This window comes from Streptomyces sp. NPDC088116 (assembly GCF_044741745.1).
In the GTDB taxonomy this organism is placed as follows: domain Bacteria; phylum Actinomycetota; class Actinomycetes; order Streptomycetales; family Streptomycetaceae; genus Streptomyces.
This window is the reverse complement of sequence record NZ_JBIUTF010000002.1, coordinates 991,369-1,009,496: the sequence shown is the minus strand read 5'-3', so window position 1 is coordinate 1,009,496 and position 18,128 is coordinate 991,369. Positions and strand designations below refer to the sequence as shown.

Here is an 18,128-nt window from a genome sequence, read left to right as displayed (position 1 = left end):
GAGGTGTCCGGCGGGCTGAATCGGGCGGATGTTCCGCGTGATCGGGCAGGCCGTCCGAACGATCGGACGGGGATTCCGCGCGATCGTGCGGGCCGTACGGAGCGACCGCGTGACCCGTCCGGCACAGTGTGGGGAACCGCACGCTTCCCCCTTCCGTCCCACCGGTGTCCCTTGTCCAGGCGATCCACGTGTCCTGGCGATCCAGGGGACATGGGCAACGGGCGTACGGCGGGGACGGCATGGGACGACACGCGGTCGGACGGCACTCAGTCGAAGGAGCGAAGCGGTGACCAGCACGGAGCAGTCTCACGAGAGCACGGCCGAAGCCGACGGCACCGTCGGCGAGGAGACACCGCGTCGGCGGCGTACCGCGTTCGCCGCCGCGACGGTTGCGGCGGCGGTTCTGATCGCCGGGGGCGGCGGCGCGTTCTTCGCGACGAGCGCCGCCGGCGGCAGCGGTACGGAGGACAAGCGCAGCGGGAGCGGTACGGCGGGCGGTGACGGGAAGCCACCACCGCTGGCTCTCGACAGCGCGGCGACCGGGCCGGGCGCAGTGGCCGGGACCGGTGCCGCGGGCAGGACCGGTGCCTCGGCGCCTCCCGGTATCGCGCCCGGCGAGCCCGATCCGCACGGAGTCGTCTACCGCCTCAAGGGGAAACCGCCCCTGGCACCGGACGCGGCACGTGTCTACCGTACGGACGGGAACGCCAAGGTCACGGCGGCCGAGGTGGCCCGGCTGGCGGAGGCGCTCGGAGTGACGGGCACACCGCGGTCGGAGGAAACGGCGTGGAAGGTCGGTACGGAGAAGGACGGCTCGGGGCCGGTTCTCCGGGTCACCAAGCAGGCCCCGGCCACCTGGACGTTCGCGCGGTTCGGCCCGTCGCCGGGCGGCGACAACTGCCTGAAGGGCAAGAGCTGCCCGAGCGGTGGAGACAGCGGAAGCGGCAAGGGCAGCGGCCTCGGTGAGGACTCGGCCGTGAGCGAGGCCGCGGCGAAGATGGCGGCGGCTCCGGTGCTGAAGGCGCTGGGCCAGGACGACGCCGCGCTCGACGCCCGCCAGGTGAGGGGCGCGGTCCGGGTGGTGAGCGCGGATCCGGTGATCGGTGGACTGCCCACGTACGGCTGGCCCACCGGGATCCAGGTGGGCGCCGACGGCCAGGTGGTCGGCGGTATCGGGCACCTGAAGGCTCCTGAGCGGAGCGACGCGTATCCGGTGATCGGCGCGGACGAGGCGCTGAAGGAACTGAACACGTCGGCGGAGGGCGGGACCGCCAAGAAGCCGGTCGAGATCAAGAAGGCCGTCTTCGGCCTCGCGATGCGGTCCGTGGCCGGGCGCGGGGCGCTCGTACCGTCCTGGCTGTTCGAGGTGGCCCCGGGCGGCGGAGCGCCGCCGTACACGGTCACCCAGCCCGCGGTCGCGCCGGAGTTCCTGACGAAGCCGAAGCCGCCGAAGCCGCCCCGCGGGGAACAGCCGCGCGGCAACGGCGACAAGGGGATTCACGTCACGTCGTACGGCGTGGACGGGCGGACGCTGAGCCTGCGCTTCATGGGCGGCGTGTGCAGCACGTACAAGGCGAAGGCGGACGAGAGCGGTTCGGCGGTGAAGGTGAGGCTCATCGTGTCCGAGCCGGAGCCGGGGAAGGTCTGCGTGGCGCTGGCCAAGGAGCAGGACGTCACGGTGACGCTGGACAAGGCGCTGGGCGAGCGGCAGGTGGTGGACGGGGCCTCGGGCGAGCGGGTGCCGCGCCGTTAGCGGGCCTTCGCCGAACATGTGGAAGGCGGCGGTCCCGAGAGGGGCCGCCGCCTTCCACGTACGCCATGTACGGCTCTGTGCCGTCCTGGCCGTACTGTCCTGGCTGTTTAGCTGAAGGAGTCACCGCAGGCGCAGGAGCCCGAGGCGTTCGGGTTGTCGATCGTGAAGCCCTGCTTCTCGATGGTGTCGACGAAGTCGATGGAGGCGCCGCCCAGGTACGGGGCGCTCATCCGGTCGGTGACGACCTTGACGCCGCCGAAGTCCTTGACGACATCGCCGTCGAGCGAACGCTCGTCGAAGAACAGCTGGTAGCGGAGGCCGGAGCAGCCGCCGGGCTGAACGGCGACGCGCAGCGCGAGGTCGTCCCGGCCTTCCTGGTCCAGCAGGGCCTTGACCTTGCCCGCGGCGGCGTCGGACAGGAGGATGCCGTCGCTCGCGGTGGTGGTCTCGTCCGATACGGACATCTGCTTCTCTCCCGGGTTGTACGGACTGCTTGCCGACAGTGCAACCGGCGCGGCCACGGATTCATTCCGTGGCCCCAGGGCGTGTCTTTCCCCTACTTCATGCTCGCACACCACGTTCCGGAACGGCAGCGGGTGGCGGAGCCGCGCCAGGTGCTGGGGTAGCCCCGGGAATGCGTCACATCGACGCTATGGCCATCGTCAAAGTGACGTGAAGCGGCTATGATAGATAACGTCAATTAGACGAAAAGGCTCGTTTGCTGAGAAGAAAGGGTGCGTGACGTGACCACCGCCCAGCCCCGTCAGGATCTCGCCGTCCAGCCGACGCCGCTCGCTCTGCTGCTGCTCGGCCGCGAGGCCGACACCCGCAGCGAGCGAGGCGTGGAGTGCCCCGGCGACCTGCCCTCCCCGTCCGACCCCGACCTGGTGGAGCGTGCCCGCGCGGCCAAGGAGAAGCTCGGGGACAAGGTCTTCGTCCTGGGCCACCACTACCAGCGGGACGAGGTCATCCAGTTCGCGGATGTCACCGGCGACTCCTTCAAGCTGGCCAAGGACGCGGCGGCACGGCCGGGCGCCGAGTACATCGTCTTCTGCGGCGTGCACTTCATGGCGGAGTCCGCGGACATCCTGACCACCGACGACCAGAAGGTCGTCCTGCCGGACCTGGCGGCGGGCTGCTCCATGGCCGACATGGCCACGGCGGAGCAGGTCGCGGAGTGCTGGGACGTACTGACGGAGGCCGGCATAGCCGACCGGGTCGTGCCCGTCTCGTACATGAACTCCTCCGCCGACATCAAGGCCTTCACCGGCAAGCACGGCGGCACGATCTGCACGTCCTCGAACGCCGAGCGCGCCCTGAACTGGGCCTTCGAGCAGGGCGAACAGGTCCTGTTCCTGCCGGACCAGCACCTCGGCCGGAACACGGCGGTACGGGAGCTGGGGATGTCCCTGGACGACTGCGTCCTCTACAACCCGCACAAGCCCAACGGCGGCCTCACGGCTCAGGAGTTGCGGGACGCGAAGATGATCCTGTGGCGCGGCCACTGCTCGGTGCACGGCCGCTTCTCGCTGGACTCGGTACGGGACGTACGGGAGCGGATCCCGGGCGTGAACGTCCTGGTGCACCCGGAGTGCAAGCACGAGGTCGTGGCGGCGGCGGACTACGTCGGCTCGACGGAATACATCATCAAGGCGCTGGAGGCGGCCCCGGCGGGCTCGAAGTGGGCGATCGGCACGGAGCTGAACCTCGTACAGCGCCTGGCGAACCGTTTCGCCCCCGAGGGCAAGGAGATCGTCTTCCTCGACAAGACGGTCTGCTTCTGCTCCACGATGAACCGGATCGACCTGCCGCACCTGGTGTGGGCGCTGGAGTCGCTGGCCGAGGGCAACGCGGTCAACGTCATCGAGGTGGAGAAGGAGACGGGGGACTTCGCGCAGCTGGCGCTGGAGCGGATGCTGGCGCTGCCGTAGGGGGTGGGGCGAGGGGTGGGATGGGCGCTATGCCGGAATGCGCGGAAGTGGGTAAGGGCGGGCGCGTGGCCGCGTAAAGTGGCTGGCCGGCTTGTGTTGTCCCCGCGCGTGCGGGGTTGGTCCCACCAGGCACCAGGTCCACGCCATACACCAGGGGTTGTCCCCGCGCGTGCGGGGTTGGTCCCGGGCCGTCTGGTCCATGAGCGCCTGGTGGATAGTTGTCCCCGCGCGTGCGGGGTTGGTCCCTTGATCCCCTCGATGAGCCGCGAGTTGATGAAGTGGTCCCCGCGTATGCGGGGCACCACCTCCTCCACCCCCGCTTCGTCCACAGTCTCTGCATCTCGACCGCCCAGGCGTTCTTGAGCGCGGGCTTCGCCCCCGCTCCGCCCGGGAAAAACGGTTTGACGGTTCCCGGAGCACGTTGATGCTCCAGCAATCCCCCTCCCCTGCGTTCCCGGCCATTTCCCGTTCCGGAAGCCAGAGGTCTTCTCGTCATGCCCCGTTCCCGGCTCGTCGCCGCACTCGTACTGCTCTGTTTCGTCGGCCCTTTGTCGACCGACATGTATCTGCCCGCCTTTCCACGGATGGCCGCCGAACTGCGTACCGACGCTTCCGGGGTCCAGCTCACGCTCACCGCGTTCCTGGTCGGCATGACCGTCGGGCATTTGGTCTTCGGGCCGCTGTCGGACCGGTACGGGCGGCGGGGGCCGCTGGTTGTGGGGGCCGGGTTGTGTGCCGTCGCCACCGGGTTGTGTGCCGTCGCCCCTGGGCTCGGGTGGCTGGTCGTGTTGCGGTTCGTGGCCGGGTTCGGTGGGGCGGCGGGGGTGGTGATCGGGCGGGCCGTGGTCTCGGATGTGGCCGAAGGGGCTGCGGCGGCACGACTGTTCGGGGTTCTGATGACGCTGGCCGGTACGGCACCGGTGCTCGCCCCACTCGCGGGCGGCGCGGTGATCGGGGCGGGCGGGGCCGGGTGGCGGGGTGTGTTCCGGGTGCTGGCCGGGGTGGCGCTGCTGGTCGTGGTGGCCGTGCTGGTCGCCCTACCGGAGAGCCTGGCGGTGTCACGGCGACGGGCAGGCGGCGGCCGGGAGTTGCTGCGGACCGTACGGGACGTGGCGCGCGATCGCGCGTACGTCGGCTACTCGCTGGCGTTCACCTTCGCCTTCGGCGCGCTGTTCTGCTACATCGCCGGTGCGCCGTTCCTGCTTCAGAACGTGCTGGGGCTGAGCGTCGGCGTCTCGTCCGCGTACTTCGCCTTCGGCGCGGTGTTCATGGCCCTGTCCAGCGCGAGCGGCGCCAGGCTGGCGGGCCGGATCGCGCCCGAACGGCTGCTGAGCGCAGGCCTGTACGCGATGTTCGCCGGCGCGGTGGCCCTGCTCGCGATCGCCATGGCGGACGTGCTGACCGTGGCCGTATATCTCCCGCTGGTGGCTCTGGTCTGCGGCGGCCTCGGGCTCGTCACCGGGAACGCGTCGTCCTTGGCGATCGCGCGGGTGCCGGGCGCGGCGGGCACGGGCTCGGCCCTGCTCGGTACGGCGCAGAGCGCGTTGGGGGCGGTGGTGGCGCCGCTCGTGGGGCTGGGCGGGGCGGATGCGGCGGTGCCGGTGTTCGGCGGGATGGCGGTGTGCGGTGGGTTGGCGGCACTGGCGGGGCGAACTGCCGGGCGGGTGAGGGCTGTTGCGTGAGCCCCCCGGGATCGGTCCCGATCCCGGGGCAGGGCTCCCCCGGCGCGAAAGGCCCACCACGCGCGGGAAGTGCTCACGGAGTCCTCCCACCCATCTTCGACAGCACTCCGGGCAGCGTCACACGGGCTGGTCGGGACCGGTCCCGACCACCCGGCGCCCGACCGCTGCCCGACGAGGCACACGCGGTCACCATCCCGGACGGAGACCCGTACCGGAATTCCCGCGTGACGGGAATTCCAGTACACAAACGGGCACGCACCGCCCTGTTCATCCGTGTCAGGCGCGGGGGCCGACAGTTGCCATGGCGCGGGCTCCGAAGTCAGGCGCGGGGGCCGACAGTTGCCATGGCGCGGGCTCCGAAGTCAGGCGCGGGGGCCGACAGTTGCCATGGCGCGGGCGATCGCGTCGGCGAAGGAGCCTTTCGCGCCGGAGGCGAGCCAGGAGTGCTGCGCGGCCACGAGGCATCCGAAGGCCGCCGCCGTGAGCGCGCGGGGCGTCGGGTCGTCGGGGGCGTGGGGTGTGCCGGCCGCCTCCGCGCGTTCGAGCAGTTCGGCGACGACGGCGTCCTGTATCTGCTGCAACTTCTGGAGGTAACCGGCGAGCAGCACGGGGGTCTCGAAGATCACCCGGTGCATCGGCTCCACCATTTCCTCGTGGCCCGGCGCCTCCGCGAGGGAAACCAGCACGTCGAACACGTGGTGCAGTGATGTCCAGACCGTCTCGTCGGCCGGGCGTGCGCGCAGGGCGGCGAGCATGTCGTCCACGACGAGGTCGAACTTGCCGAGGACGATCTCCTCTTTCGTGGCGAAGTAACGGAAGACGCTGCGCTGGGACATGCCGACGGCCGCCGCTATGTCGTCGATGGTCGTGGCCTCGTAGCCGCGCTCGACGAACAGCGCACTGGCGGTCTCGGCGATCTCCATCCGCACCGCCCTGCGGGTGCGCTCCCGGAGACCGGGCAGTTTCTCGTTCATGATGCACCGATCGTAACAGGCACAGCCTGATGTGACAGCAGCTGACAGGGTCGGCGTATGCTGCCATCATCCAGGGTCACTTCAGCGCCGGAGGAAGAACATGAGCCAGAACAAGACCATCGTCATCACCGGTGCCAGCGACGGCATCGGCGCCACGGCAGCCCGTCGGCTCCACCGGAACGGACACCGCGTCGTCATCGTCGGCCGCTCCCCGCAGAAGACCCAGGCCGTCGCCCGTGAAATCGGCGCGGACCACTACCTCGCCGACTTCACGCGGCTCGACGATGTCCGTGAACTCGCCGCCGAACTGACCACCAGGTATCCGCGCATCGACGTACTCGCCAACAACGCCGGCGGCATTTTCGGCGACCGCACCAAGACCGCCGACGGCTTCGAGAAGACCTTCCAGGTCAACCACTTGGCGCCGTTCCTGCTCACCCAGCTGCTGATGGACAGACTCATCGCCGGCCAGGCGACGGTGATCCAGACATCGAGTCTCGGCGCGCGCATCAGCGGCAAGGTCGTCATCGACGACCTCGACCACGACCAGGACTTCACCGCGCTGCGGGCCTACGGCACCGCCAAACTCGAGAACATCCTGTTCACCAAGGAACTGCACCGCCGCCACCACGAACAGGGCATCTCCACCGCCGCCTTCCACCCGGGCACCGTCGCGACGAACTTCGCCACCGAGTCCGACAGCTTCCTCAGACACATCACAGGAAACCGCCTCGCCCGAGCCTTCCTGATCACCCCCGAGAAGGGTGCCGAGCAGCTCGTCTGGCTCGCCGAGGGCCGGCCCGGCACCGACTGGGTCTCCGGCACCTACTACGAGAAGCGCAAGCCCGCGAAGCGCAACAACCCGCAGGCCCTCGACGCCGACCTCGCCCGCGAACTCTGGGACCGCTCCGAAGAACTGCTCGCCCCGAAGCTCGGCTGAAGCTCACGCACCTCCGCGAACCGGCCTCGCAAGCCTCACAAATAGAGCTGCTGTGCGCAGGTGCGGCAGCACGTCTTGCCGCCACACAGCTCGGTCTCGCGATGCTCACAGGGCTGCCCCGTGTCTGCGCCCGGCAGCCGGCCGCCCCGGCTTACGGCGATCCGCCACGTGGCACTCAGCGCCCCCGCGAGGCACGCGACCATACGGCGCAACTCCTTCGGGTCCGCACTCGGACCGGGAGGCAGCGACTTGGCGGCGTCCGCCAGGAGGTGCTCCACCGAAATGAGCAGGTCTTCCTCCACCTCGTCGGCCAGCCTGGACATCCGACTGTCGGGGCCGTTGGCACTCAGGTAGCACGGGTTGCCCTCCGCCGTCGTCCACGGCAACAGCCGCAACGGGACGCCCTGTGCGTCGCGCAGCATCATCGCGTGGCCACCCCCCTGCAACTGCGGTCCGTGGATGGGGCATTGCGCCTCGCTGTACGTGGGACCATCTCGGCCTGCTCCTGATCAGACGAGCCAGCCCCCGGCCCCAACCCGGGGCTGAGGGTCTGGCATTGCGCGAACACCGGCGGTTACCGTGTGCGCCAACATCGTCACTCTGTGGCGTTCGACCTCAACAGGGGCACGCCGTCCCAGCGTTGAGAATGGGATGATTGCGAGGCAAACAGCCATGAAATTCAAGCCCCAGGCCCTGAACCCGTACCTGTCGGCCCGTCACTACTTCGGCTCGGAGCAGCGCCGCCACCGTGAACGAGCGGATCTGTCGCTCGTACGGCTGGCGGAGATCCTGAACTCCAGCAAGAGCACGCTCGCGCGCATCGAGACGGCGGAGTTGATGCCGCCCCCTGATCTGCCGCGCAAACTCGACGCGGCGTTCGGTACGGACGAGCACTTCCACGACCTGTACCAGCTGGCCAAGCGCGAGGCGCATCCGGATCAGTACCGGCGGTACATGGACTTCGAAGCGAGCTCCGAGATCATCGAGCAATACGGTGCGCAGGTCCTGCCCGGTCTGTTGCAGACCGAGGCGTATACGCGCGCGTTCTTCGGTTTTCTGCCCGGCCTGACCAAAGAGAAGCTCGAAGAGCGTGTCGCCGCCCGGATGGCGCGGCAGGAGCGCCAACGATCAGATTTGCCCCCGTACCGATGGGCAATCATCGACGAGTCAGCTCTACGGCGACCTGTCGGTGGCAGAGAGTGCATGTTCAATCAACTGGCTTCGCTGCTCCGCCAGGTGGATACTCCGGACAGTAAGGTTCAGGTGATGCCGTTCAGCGCGGGCCCACATTCGCTGATGGGCGGTGCGTTGACGCTACTGACACTCACTGATGGCTCCACGGCGGCCTACGAAGAGGGCATCGAAAGTGGCCACCTCTACGAGGACCTGGAAGCGGTGAAGAAGTGGCGGAAGCGGTACGAGGTGCTGCGTGCCAACGCTCTCTCGCTGACGGAGTCGGCTGAGTTGATCCGGAAGGCAATGGAGGACTACCAGACATGCGACACAGCCCCGAGCTGAGCACCGCCCGTTGGCGTAAAAGCAGCTACAGCAACATCAACGGGGGCGAGTGCGTCGAGATCGCCGAGGGCTTCCCCGGCCTCGTCCCCGTACGCGACAGCAAAAACCCCCACGGCCCCGCACTCATCCTCCCCACCGCGTCGTGGACGGCGTTCGTCGCAACCCTCAAGGCATAGGCGCAGGCATACCTAAGGTCCGCCCGTCTCTCCGCGCTGCCGTGGGAGACGGGCTGATCCATCCCTGTGGAGGACTTCCAGCCATGCGACACAATCCCCTGCTGGCCACGGCCCGTTGGCGCAAGAGCAGCTACAGCAACACCAACGGGGGCGCGTGCGTCGAGATCACCGAGGACTTCCCCGGCCTCGTCCCCGTACGCGACAGCAAAAACCCCCACGGCCCCGCGCTCATCCTCCCCACCGCCTCCTGGTCCGCATTCGTCGCGGCCCTCAAGGCGTAGAACTCGACGCGTAGGCACACTCCCCCAGCTCAGGCCGTCCCGGTGCCACCCCGGGACGGCCCACGTCCGCCACCTCGGCGCTGGGGAAAACGGGGTTGCCCCGGAGCGGCCCGATCAACGGGACCGCTCCGGGGCAACCGGCAGTCAGCGACCAGCAACGCGCCTTACGCGTTGGCCGGCTCCGGGTCCGGCTCGGGCGCCGGGGTCGACGAGGCCGGCGGATCGGTCGGGCCCTGGTCCCGCTTGCCGTCCCGCTTCGCCGCCTTCTTCTTCGCGCGGCGCTCCTTGCGCAGTTCGACCATCGCGTACAGCGTCGGCACGAGCAGCAGCGTGAGCAGCGTCGACGTCACCAGACCGCCGATCACCACCACCGCGAGCGGCTGCGCGATGAAGCCGCCCTCGCCCGTGACGCCCAGGGCCATCGGCAGCAGCGCGAAGATCGTCGCCAGCGCCGTCATCAGGATCGGGCGGAGCCGGTGGCGGCCACCCTCGACGACCGCGTCGACCACGCTCAGGCCCTGCGACCGGTACTGGTTGATCAGGTCGATCAGCACGATCGCGTTGGTCACCACGATGCCGATCAGCATCAGCATGCCGATCATCGCCGGGACGCCCATCGGCGTACCCGTCAGGACCAGCAGCCCGATCGCGCCGGTCGCCGCGAACGGGATCGACACCAGCAGGATCAGCGGCTGCACCAGCGAACGGAACGTCGCGACCAGCAGCATGAAGACGATCGCGATGGCCGCCAGCATGGCCAGGCCGAGGTTCGCGAAGGCGTCGTCCTGGTCCTGCGAGACACCGCCGATGGACGCGGTGGCGCCGTCCGGCAGGTCCAAGGCGTCGATCTTCGTCTGAAGCGCGGTGCTGACCGCGCCGGTGTTGTCACCGACCGGCCGGGCCGTGATCGTCGCGGCGCGCGCACCGTCGATCCGGGTCATGGAGACCGGTCCGGGAACCAGCTTCACATCGGCGATCTGACCGAGCTTCACCGCGCCCAGCGACAGGTTCTTCAGCTCGGCGATCGTCGTGGCCGGCTTGGCCGAGGTGATGACGACATCGCGCTCGGTGTCGTCCAGGATCGCCTTGCCCGACTCGGTGCCGCGTACCGCCTGGCCGACGGCCAAACCGAGCGTCTGGTCGTTGAACCCGGCCTCGGCGGCCTTGGCGTTGGCCTTGACCGAGATGCGGGGGACGGACTGCGAGAGGTCGCTCTGTACGTCCGTGACGTCATCCAGCTTCGCGACGGCGTCCTTGACCTGGTCGGCGGCCTTGCGGAGCGTGCCGGCGTCGGAGGCCTTGACCACGACGCTCAGGTCCTGGCTGCCGAAACCGTCGCCCGCGGCGATCGTCGTCTGACCGACGCCGTCGAGCTTGGCCAGCTCGTCCTCGATGTGGTCCCGCGTCTTCTCGTACGTCGAGGAGTCCTTCAGGGTCAGCTGGTACGACGCCTGGTTGGCACCCGTACCGCCGCCGAAGGCCGCCATGAAGCCGGAGGAACCGACGGTGACCTGGTAGTTCTTGATCTCGTCGACACCGGAGAGGACCTTCTCGACCTTCTTCGCGGCGGTGTCGGCCGACTCCAGGCTGGTGCCCGGTTCCAGCTCCTGCTTGACGGTCAGGACTTCCTGCTCGCCCTGGTCGAAGAAGTTGGTCTTGAGGAGCGGCGCCATGCCGAACGTGCCGAGCAGGACGACGATCGAGAGCGCGACGCTGGTGATCCTGCGCCGGGTCGCGAAGCGCAGCACCGGGACGTACAGCCGCTGGAGCCTGCTGCGGCCCTCCTTCTCCTCCGCCTGGCGGCGGGCTTCCTCGGCGTCGACCCCGGCCACGGACTTCGGCGGCCGCAGGAACCAGTACGAGAGGACCGGTACGACGGTCAGCGAGACCACGAGCGAGGCGAGCAGGGCGGCCGTCACGGTCAGGGAGAACGAGCCGAACATCTCGCCGACCATGCCGCCCGTGAGACCGATCGGCAGGAACACCGCGACGGTGGTGAGGGTGGAGGCGGTGACCGCGCCCGCGACCTCCTTGACCGCGGTGAGGATGGCGCCCTCGCGCTCCTCGCCGTAGCCCAGGTGCCGCTTGATGTTCTCCAGGACGACGATCGAGTCGTCCACGACACGGCCGATCGCGATGGTCAGCGCGCCGAGGGTGAGCATGTTGAGCGACAGGTCACGCGTCCACAGCACGATCAGCGCGAGGACGACGGACAGCGGGATGGAGACCGCGGTGACGATCGTGGAGCGGAGCGAGGCCAGGAAGACCAGGATCACGATCACGGCGAAGACCAGGCCGAGCGCACCCTCGGTGGTCAGTCCGGAGATCGACTTGGAGACGGCCGGGCCCTGGTCGCTGACGACGGTCAGGCCGGCGCCGGAGCCGAGGTCCTTGCGGAGGCCGGGCAGCTTGTCCTTGACCTCGTCCGAGATGGCGACGGCACTGCCGTCCTTGTCCATGGTGACGGAGACGGCGAGGCTGGGCTTGCCGTCCGTACGGGTCAGGGAGGTCGCGGCGGACGGCTTCTGCTCGACGGTCGCGATGTCACCGAGGCGTACGGGCTCGGGCTGCCGCGCCGAGCCGCCTCCGGCCGCGCCTGCTCCACCGGCGGCGCCGGCCTGCGGTGCGATCCGCAGGTCCTGGATCTGCTTCAGCGAGGTGAACCCGCCGCCGACCTGGACCGTACGGCTCTTGCCGTCCTCCGTGAACGAACCGGCCGGGAGGGTCGCGCCGCCCGCCTTGAGGGCCTCGGAGAGCGCCATGGTGTTGAGGCCCGCGGCGGCGAGCTTCCGGTCGTCGGGGGTGACGGAGACCTGAAGGTCCCGGACGCCGTCGACGGTGACCTGTCCGACGCCCTCGATGTCCTCCAGGGCCGGGACGACCGTACGGTCCAGCTGGGCGGCGAGCGCCTGCTGGTCCTTGCCGGAGGTGACGGCGAGGACGACAGTCGGGATGTCGTCCGTCGAACCGGCCACGACCTGCGGGTCGACAGTGTCCGGGAGCTGGACCCGGGCCCGGTTGACGGCCTGCTGGATATCGGCGACGAGCTGCTTGGTGCCGCCGCCCCCGAAGTCGAAGCTGGCCATGATCACGGCGTTGCCCTCGCTCGCCGTGGAGGTGACACCGCTGATGCCGTCAACGGTCTCGATGGAGTTCTCGAGCGGTTCGACGACCTGCTTCTCGACCACATCGGGGGAAGCACCCTGGTAGGGGGCGAGCACCGACACCATCGGGAGTTCGATGGAAGGCAGCAGCTGCTGCTTGAGCTGGGGTATCGCGATGGCCCCGAAGACGATCGCAATGATCGATATCAGCCCTATCAGGGCCCGTTGCGCGAGGCTGAATTTCGACAGCCAGGACATTGGGTCTCTCTTCTGTGGTGTACGCGGCAGGCTTCTGTGGTGTACGCGGCGGGTGTGCGCGGTGGCCCGGTCGCGGGCGGTCCGGTCGCGGGCGGTCCGCGGTGGTCCGTCCGCGGATCGTCCGGACCGCGAATGGTCCGGCCGCACGGGTGGCCGGGACCGCAAGTGGTCCGGCCAACGGGTGGTCCGGCCAACGGGTGGTCCGGACCGCAAATGGTCAAGTCCGCAAGTCGTCAGGTCCGCAAATGGTCCGGTTCGCAGATGGTCTTTCGGTAAGGAACGCCCCCGGGCAGCCCCATGGGCGGGCAGCCCGTCCCGGGTCTGTCCGTCGCAGAGTTTCCCCGCTTCGGATGACCCGTGGATGGAACGGAGGGGAACAAAGGCCCCTCTATACGATCAGCCATCCGGGGCGTCCGGTTCGTAGGCCCCAGGTCCAGTTCCTTATGCGCCGCATACCGCGCCTGTAGTACGTGAGGGCGGGCCTTCACTCCACCCTTGGACGTACCAGGCCCGATTCGTAGGCGATTACCACCAATTGGGCGCGGTCGCGGGCGCCGAGTTTCGCCATCGCACGGTTCACATGGGTCTTGACGGTCAGCGGACTGACCGCCAGACGCTCCGCGATCTCGTCGTTCGAGTGGCCGGCGGCGACCTGGACGAGGACCTCGCGCTCCCGCACGGTGAGGGCCGCCAGCCGCTCGGAGTGCCTGGCCGCGCCGGAGCCGCCTTCGGCCGAACCGCCGCTCTGGGCCAGGAAAGTGGCGATGAGCCCCTTCGTCGCGACCGGCGACAGCAGTGCCTCACCGGCGGCGGCGATACGGATGGCGTTGAGCAGTTCCTCCGGCTCCGCGCCCTTGCCCAGGAAGCCGGAGGCCCCCGCGCGCAGCGACTGCACCACGTACTCGTCGACCTCGAACGTCGTCAGCATGACGACCCGTACCCCGGCGAGATCCGGATCCGCGCTGATCATGCGGGTGGCGGCGAGGCCGTCCGTACCGGGCATCCGGATGTCCATCAGGACGACATCCGCGCGGGCGGAGCGGGCGATGTCCACAGCCTGCGCGCCATCGGCGGCCTCCCCGACGACCTCCATGTCGGACTCCGAGTCCACCAGCACGCGGAACGCGCTGCGCAGCAGCGTCTGGTCGTCGGCGAGCACCACCCTGATCGTCACGCGCTCTCCCCCGTACGGTTCTTGTCCGGCACCGGCAGTATCGCCTGGACACGGAAACCGCCGCCGAAGCGGGGTCCGGCACTGAGGGTTCCGCCGAGGGCGCCGACCCGCTCGCGCATACCGACGAGGCCGTGGCCGCCGCCTTCGGTGTCGTCGGCGTGGGGAGTGTCGGCGGCCTGCGGGGCGGGCCCGCCCCCGCCGGTGTCCAGCACGGTTATCTCGACCGTCGTGCCGACCCGTACGACGCTGACCTCCGCCTTGGCCGAGCTGCCCGCGTGCTTGCGCACATTGGTCAGCGCCTCCTGGATGATCCGGTACGCGGCCAGGCCGACAGCCGCGGGAAGCAGACCGGCGGCGTCCGCCGTCTCGTCCACGGCGAACTCCACGGGCAGCCCCGCGTTACGGAACGTGTCGAGCAGCCCGTCCAGATGCGCCAGCCCGGGGGCCGGTTCCGTGGGAGCCTCCGGGTCGCCGGACTGGCGCAACAGCCCGACCGTGGCGCGCAGTTCGTTGAGCGCGGAACGGCTCGCCTCCCGTACGTGGGCCAACGCCTCCTTGGCCTGGTCGGGCCGCTTGTCCATGACATGGGAAGCCACCCCGGCCTGGACGTTGACCAGCGCGATGTGGTGCGCGACGACATCATGCAGATCGCGCGCTATCCGCAGCCGCTCCTCGGCGACCCGGCGCCGGGCCTCCTCCTCGCGGGTGCGTTCGGCCCGCTCCGCACGTTCGCGTATGGCATCGACGAAGGCGCGACGACTGCGTACGGCATCGCCCGCGGCGCCCGCCATACCGGTCCAGGCGAAGATCCCCAGGCTCTCCTGGAAGTACCAGGGACCCGGGCCCAACCCCATCGGAATCACGGTCAGCACGGTCAGGGTCGCGAGGCCGACACGCCAGGTGGTGGGGCGGTCGGTGTGCCCGGCGACGGTGTAGAGCGCGATGGCGGCGCTGAAGACGACGGGGGCGGGCGGATAGCTCGTGAGGAGCTCCGTGAGGGTCAGCCCGGCGGCGCAGAACAGTACGGGCACCGGTGCGCGGCGGCGGAAGACGAGCGAGGCGGCGCCCAGCACCATGAGTACGACGCTGAGAGTGCTGGGGGTACGGGAGCCGAAATCCGGGCCGGGGTAGTGGGGACCACCACCGTGCCGATCGCTGAACGATCCGCCGAGCATGCAGACGAAGACGATTACGGCGAGGGCCGCGTCGGCAGCGAGGGGATGCGTGCGCACGCTGCGGCGGGCGCGGGCGCAGGCGGTTCCTAGGGGGGTCACGTGTGGCAACGGTACGGGTCGCCGTCCGGCGGGGGTGCGGTGCGCCGTCCGGCGGGGGCGGGTGCGGGTGTGCCGTGGTGGGTGCGGGGCGGGGGCTCTCCGTCTGCGAGTCGGTCTCGCGCGCACCAAGAGACCCCCGCCTGTGGCGGGGGTCTCTTGGTGGAGTGGTGGACGTGCGGGAGCGCGTCAGAGCGAGGGGATCAGGCCATCGTCGTTCAGCAGCTCGCGGACCTCCTCCAGGGTGGCGTCCGGAGCGGGCAGGATCAGTTCGGAGGGCTCCAGGGAGTCGTCCGGCAGCGGCTCGCCGAGTTCGCGGACCTTGGCCAGGAGCGCGTGGAAGGTACGGCGGAAGCCGTCCCCGTCCCCGTCCCTGACCTCGGTCAACAGCTCGTCGTCGAGCTTGTTCAGTTCGGCGAAGTGGCCGTCGGCCAGCTTCACCTGGCCCTCCCCCATGATCCGTACGATCATGACGAGTCCCTACTGCTTGTCGAATTTGTGCTGGCTCGGCGGTGCGTCCTGAGTGTCGGCCTGGCCGCCCTCGATCGCCTGCTTCGAGGACTCGCCGCCCGCCAGTTCCGCCTTCATGCGCTGGAGTTCCAGCTCGACATCCGTACCGCCGGAGATCCGGTCCAGCTCTGCGGCGATGTCGTCCTTCGCCATCCCGGACTGGTCGTCCAGGGCGCCGGAGGCGAGCAGCTCGTCGATCGCGCCGGCCCGTGCCTGGAGCTGCGCGGTCTTGTCCTCCGCGCGCTGGATCGCCATGCCGACGTCGCCCATCTCCTCGGAGATGCCCGAGAAGGCCTCCCCGATCCGGGTCTGCGCCTGCGCGGCGGTATACGTGGCCTTGATCGTCTCCTTCTTCGTGCGGAAGGCGTCGACCTTGGTCTGGAGGCGCTGCGCGGCGAGCGTGAGCTTCTCCTCCTCGCCCTGGAGCGTCTGGTGCTGCGTCTCCAGGTCGGTGACCTGCTGCTGGAGCGCCGCGCGGCGGGAGAGCGCTTCTCGCGCCAGGTCCTCCCGGCCGAGCGCCAGCGCCTTGCGGCCCTGGTCCTCCAGCTTGGACGACTGGCCCTGCAGCTGGTTCAGCTGCAACTCCAGCCGCTTGCGCGACGTCGCCACATCGGCGACACCGCGGCGTACTTTCTGCAGCAGTTCGAGCTGCTTCTGGTACGAGTAGTCGAGGGTCTCGCGCGGATCCTCAGCCCGGTCAAGGGCCTTGTTTGCCTTCGCGCGGAAGATCATTCCCATACGTTTCATGACACCGCTCATGGGCTTCGCGCGCCCCCTTCTGACGGACTCCAGCTCCAGCACTCCAACAGAACCCACAGTACGGGCCCTGCCTCTATTACCGCACTGTTCCAGCTCGGATGCGCTCCTCCCCAAGGACGACTGCGCCCCCTCCGCGATCCGGCGCAAGGAGTAGATGACCATCAGGGAAAGGGGCGGCAACGTCCCCGTCTGTCCGGGGTAGACACACGGTGTCCGAGTAAGGACACAGGCCGTTGCGGGATCGTTCCCCGTGGGGGTGGGGTCCAACCTCGGCACCCCGTACCCTTGGGCTTTGTGTTCCGTAGCCGTTCCAAAGAAGAGAAGGCCGCCGTCACCTCGGTGAGTGCGGACCTCTCCACCCAGTCCCGCGATCCGCAGGCCCCCAAGGGCCGACCGACCCCCAAGCGCAGTGAGGCGCAGACGCAGCGGCGTCGTGCGTCCACGACGCCGACCGACCGCAAGACGGCCATGAAGCGCCAGCGTGAGGCACGCCGCGCCGACCTGGCCAAGCAGCGCGAGGCGCTGGCGAGTGGCGACGAGCGTTACCTGCCCGTCCGCGACAAGGGGCCGGTGCGCCGCTTCGTCCGCGATTACGTCGACTCCCGCTTCTGCATCGCGGAGTTCTTCCTGCCGCTCGCCGTGGTGATCCTGGTGCTCAGCATGGTCAGGGTCGGCCAGCTCCAGAACATCGCGCTGCTGCTCTGGCTCGGTGTGATCGTGCTGATCGTCGTCGACTCGATCGGTATCTTCATCCGGCTGAGGAAGCAGCTCGCCGAGCGCTTCCCGGACTCGCCCAAGCGTGGTGCCGTGGCGTATGGCCTGATGCGTACGCTTCAGATGCGTCGACTGCGACTGCCCAAGCCGCAGGTCAAGCGCGGAGAGCGGCCCTGAGCACGGATGTTTCCGGTTTCGCGGGTGGCTCGGCCACCTGGCTGGCCGGGCTCGGCGGACTGCGCAATGTCGTACGTCAGGAACTGGTCGCACGCCAGCTCGACGAGCAGATAGCCGGCCGCTTCCCGGTCGGGCAGCGGCTGCGCGTCCTGGACGTCGGCATGGGGCAGGGCACCCAGGCCCTGCGGCTGGCCCGGGGCGGGCACGCGGTGACCGGGCTGGAGTCCGACGCCGGGATGCTGGCCACGGCCCGCGAGGCGCTCGCCATCGAGCCCGCGGGCATACGTGAACGGGTCCGCCTGATCGAGGGCGACGGCCTGGAGACCGGCGTGCACTTCCTGCCCGGAAGCTTCGACGTGGTCCTGTGCCACGGCGTACTGATGTACGTCAGCGAGCCGGACGCGTTCCTCGCGGGCCTGGCCAGGATGCTGGCGCCGGGCGGGCTGCTGTCGCTGCTCGTGCGGAACGCGGACACGCTGGCCCTGCGGCCCGGCCTGAACGGGGACTGGGCGGGGTCGCTGGGCGCCTTCGACACGGACACGTACACCAACCGGCTGGGGCTGCGGGTACGAGCCGACCGGCTGGACGCGCTGACCTCGACGATGGCGGGCATCGCCGCGCCGCTGCACGCCTGGTACGGCGTGCGCGTCTTCACGGACGGCGCCGCCGACGGGGCGGAGCCGCCGACCGGGGACGAGCTGGAACAGCTGCTGACGGCGGAGGACCGGGCGGGGCGGACGGAGCCGTACCGCAGGGTCGCGGCGCTGCTGCATCTGTTCGGCGTGCGCGGCTGAGGCATTGGCTCGAGGGGCCGGGTGGGAGTCGAACACCGATTCCCACCCGGCCCCTGTCAGGTGGCGGGCCTCCGTACGCGTCCCCTCCGTCGTGAGCAGAAGAGAGAGCGAC

17 protein-coding genes and 1 CRISPR repeat array are annotated in these 18,128 nt (G+C 69.5%); of the genes, 9 read left to right on the top strand and 8 right to left on the bottom strand.

Annotated features, from left to right (window positions below):
- Window positions 1-286: 286 nt before the first annotated feature.
- The gene (locus ACIOJD_RS10750; RefSeq protein ID WP_401910810.1) at window positions 287-1,753 is read left to right on the top strand and encodes a hypothetical protein; all 1,467 of its coding nucleotides are present in this window, start codon (window positions 287-289) and stop codon (window positions 1,751-1,753) included.
- A 107-nt stretch (window positions 1,754-1,860) separates the two neighbouring features.
- On the opposite strand, the gene ACIOJD_RS10745 is transcribed toward ACIOJD_RS10750, so the two are convergent.
- A complete protein-coding gene (locus ACIOJD_RS10745) occupies window positions 1,861-2,217 on the bottom strand; it encodes a HesB/IscA family protein (RefSeq protein ID WP_401910807.1) in 357 nt (118 codons plus the stop codon).
- A gap of 279 nt (window positions 2,218-2,496) precedes the next feature.
- On the opposite strand from ACIOJD_RS10745, the gene nadA reads away from it, so the two are divergent.
- On the top strand, window positions 2,497-3,684 hold the full coding sequence (gene nadA, locus ACIOJD_RS10740; protein ID WP_401910805.1) for a quinolinate synthase NadA: 1,188 nt from the start codon (window positions 2,497-2,499) through the stop codon (window positions 3,682-3,684).
- Window positions 3,685-3,779: 95 nt separating this feature from the next.
- Window positions 3,780-3,930: a CRISPR direct-repeat array (repeat unit 29 nt; unit sequence GTTGTCCCCGCGCGTGCGGGGTTGGTCCC).
- Window positions 3,931-4,178: 248 nt separating this feature from the next.
- A complete protein-coding gene (locus ACIOJD_RS10735) occupies window positions 4,179-5,366 on the top strand; it encodes a multidrug effflux MFS transporter (RefSeq protein WP_401910802.1) in 1,188 nt (395 codons plus the stop codon).
- 362 nt (window positions 5,367-5,728) lie between these two features.
- Here the strand turns inward: ACIOJD_RS10735 and ACIOJD_RS10730 are convergent, their stop codons facing one another.
- Window positions 5,729-6,340 (bottom strand): TetR/AcrR family transcriptional regulator, encoded by a 612-nt coding sequence (locus tag ACIOJD_RS10730; protein ID WP_401910799.1) that lies wholly within the window; start codon window positions 6,338-6,340, stop codon window positions 5,729-5,731.
- Window positions 6,341-6,440: 100 nt separating this feature from the next.
- Here ACIOJD_RS10730 and ACIOJD_RS10725 point away from each other — a divergent pair, with 100 nt between their 5' ends.
- Window positions 6,441-7,280, top strand: coding sequence for an SDR family NAD(P)-dependent oxidoreductase (locus tag ACIOJD_RS10725; RefSeq protein WP_401910797.1), 840 nt, complete (start codon window positions 6,441-6,443; stop codon window positions 7,278-7,280).
- Between the two features lie 35 nt (window positions 7,281-7,315).
- Here ACIOJD_RS10725 and ACIOJD_RS10720 read toward each other — a convergent pair whose 3' ends face one another.
- Complete coding sequence (locus tag ACIOJD_RS10720) at window positions 7,316-7,702, bottom strand: hypothetical protein (protein ID WP_401910794.1); 387 nt, start codon at window positions 7,700-7,702, stop codon at window positions 7,316-7,318.
- Window positions 7,703-7,952: 250 nt separating this feature from the next.
- Between ACIOJD_RS10720 and ACIOJD_RS10715 the strand changes: the two genes are divergently transcribed.
- The 3 genes from ACIOJD_RS10715 (at window position 7,953) to ACIOJD_RS10705 (ending at window position 9,255) form a co-directional block, all read left to right on the top strand.
- Complete coding sequence (locus ACIOJD_RS10715; RefSeq protein ID WP_401910791.1) at window positions 7,953-8,798, top strand: Scr1 family TA system antitoxin-like transcriptional regulator; 846 nt, start codon at window positions 7,953-7,955, stop codon at window positions 8,796-8,798.
- On the top strand, window positions 8,777-8,974 hold the full coding sequence (locus ACIOJD_RS10710) for a DUF397 domain-containing protein (RefSeq protein ID WP_401910788.1): 198 nt from the start codon (window positions 8,777-8,779) through the stop codon (window positions 8,972-8,974). Before ACIOJD_RS10715 ends, ACIOJD_RS10710 begins: the two co-directional genes overlap by 22 nt.
- Before the next feature lie 83 nt (window positions 8,975-9,057).
- On the top strand, window positions 9,058-9,255 hold the full coding sequence (locus tag ACIOJD_RS10705) for a DUF397 domain-containing protein (protein WP_401910785.1): 198 nt from the start codon (window positions 9,058-9,060) through the stop codon (window positions 9,253-9,255).
- 164 nt (window positions 9,256-9,419) lie between these two features.
- On the opposite strand, the gene ACIOJD_RS10700 is transcribed toward ACIOJD_RS10705, so the two are convergent.
- From ACIOJD_RS10700 to ACIOJD_RS10680, 5 genes are all read right to left on the bottom strand, one after another.
- Window positions 9,420-12,617 carry an efflux RND transporter permease subunit gene (locus ACIOJD_RS10700; protein ID WP_401910782.1) on the bottom strand — a complete coding sequence of 1,066 codons (3,198 nt, stop codon included), beginning with the start codon at window positions 12,615-12,617 and terminating at the stop codon, window positions 9,420-9,422.
- A 484-nt stretch (window positions 12,618-13,101) separates the two neighbouring features.
- The gene (locus ACIOJD_RS10695) at window positions 13,102-13,791 is read right to left on the bottom strand and encodes a response regulator (protein WP_401910779.1); all 690 of its coding nucleotides are present in this window, start codon (window positions 13,789-13,791) and stop codon (window positions 13,102-13,104) included.
- Window positions 13,788-15,065 carry a sensor histidine kinase gene (locus tag ACIOJD_RS10690; RefSeq protein WP_401910777.1) on the bottom strand — a complete coding sequence of 426 codons (1,278 nt, stop codon included), beginning with the start codon at window positions 15,063-15,065 and terminating at the stop codon, window positions 13,788-13,790. The genes ACIOJD_RS10695 and ACIOJD_RS10690 overlap by 4 nt, the downstream gene beginning before the upstream one ends.
- Before the next feature lie 186 nt (window positions 15,066-15,251).
- Window positions 15,252-15,533, bottom strand: coding sequence for a hypothetical protein (locus tag ACIOJD_RS10685; protein WP_401910775.1), 282 nt, complete (start codon window positions 15,531-15,533; stop codon window positions 15,252-15,254).
- Between the two features lie 9 nt (window positions 15,534-15,542).
- A complete protein-coding gene (locus ACIOJD_RS10680) occupies window positions 15,543-16,331 on the bottom strand; it encodes a PspA/IM30 family protein (protein WP_401910773.1) in 789 nt (262 codons plus the stop codon).
- A gap of 294 nt (window positions 16,332-16,625) precedes the next feature.
- Between ACIOJD_RS10680 and ACIOJD_RS10675 the strand changes: the two genes are divergently transcribed.
- Window positions 16,626-17,222 (top strand): DUF3043 domain-containing protein, encoded by a 597-nt coding sequence (locus ACIOJD_RS10675; RefSeq protein WP_401910770.1) that lies wholly within the window; start codon window positions 16,626-16,628, stop codon window positions 17,220-17,222.
- Window positions 17,223-17,263: 41 nt separating this feature from the next.
- Window positions 17,264-18,016, top strand: coding sequence for a class I SAM-dependent methyltransferase (locus ACIOJD_RS10670; RefSeq protein ID WP_401911724.1), 753 nt, complete (start codon window positions 17,264-17,266; stop codon window positions 18,014-18,016).
- Window positions 18,017-18,128 lie beyond the last annotated feature (112 nt).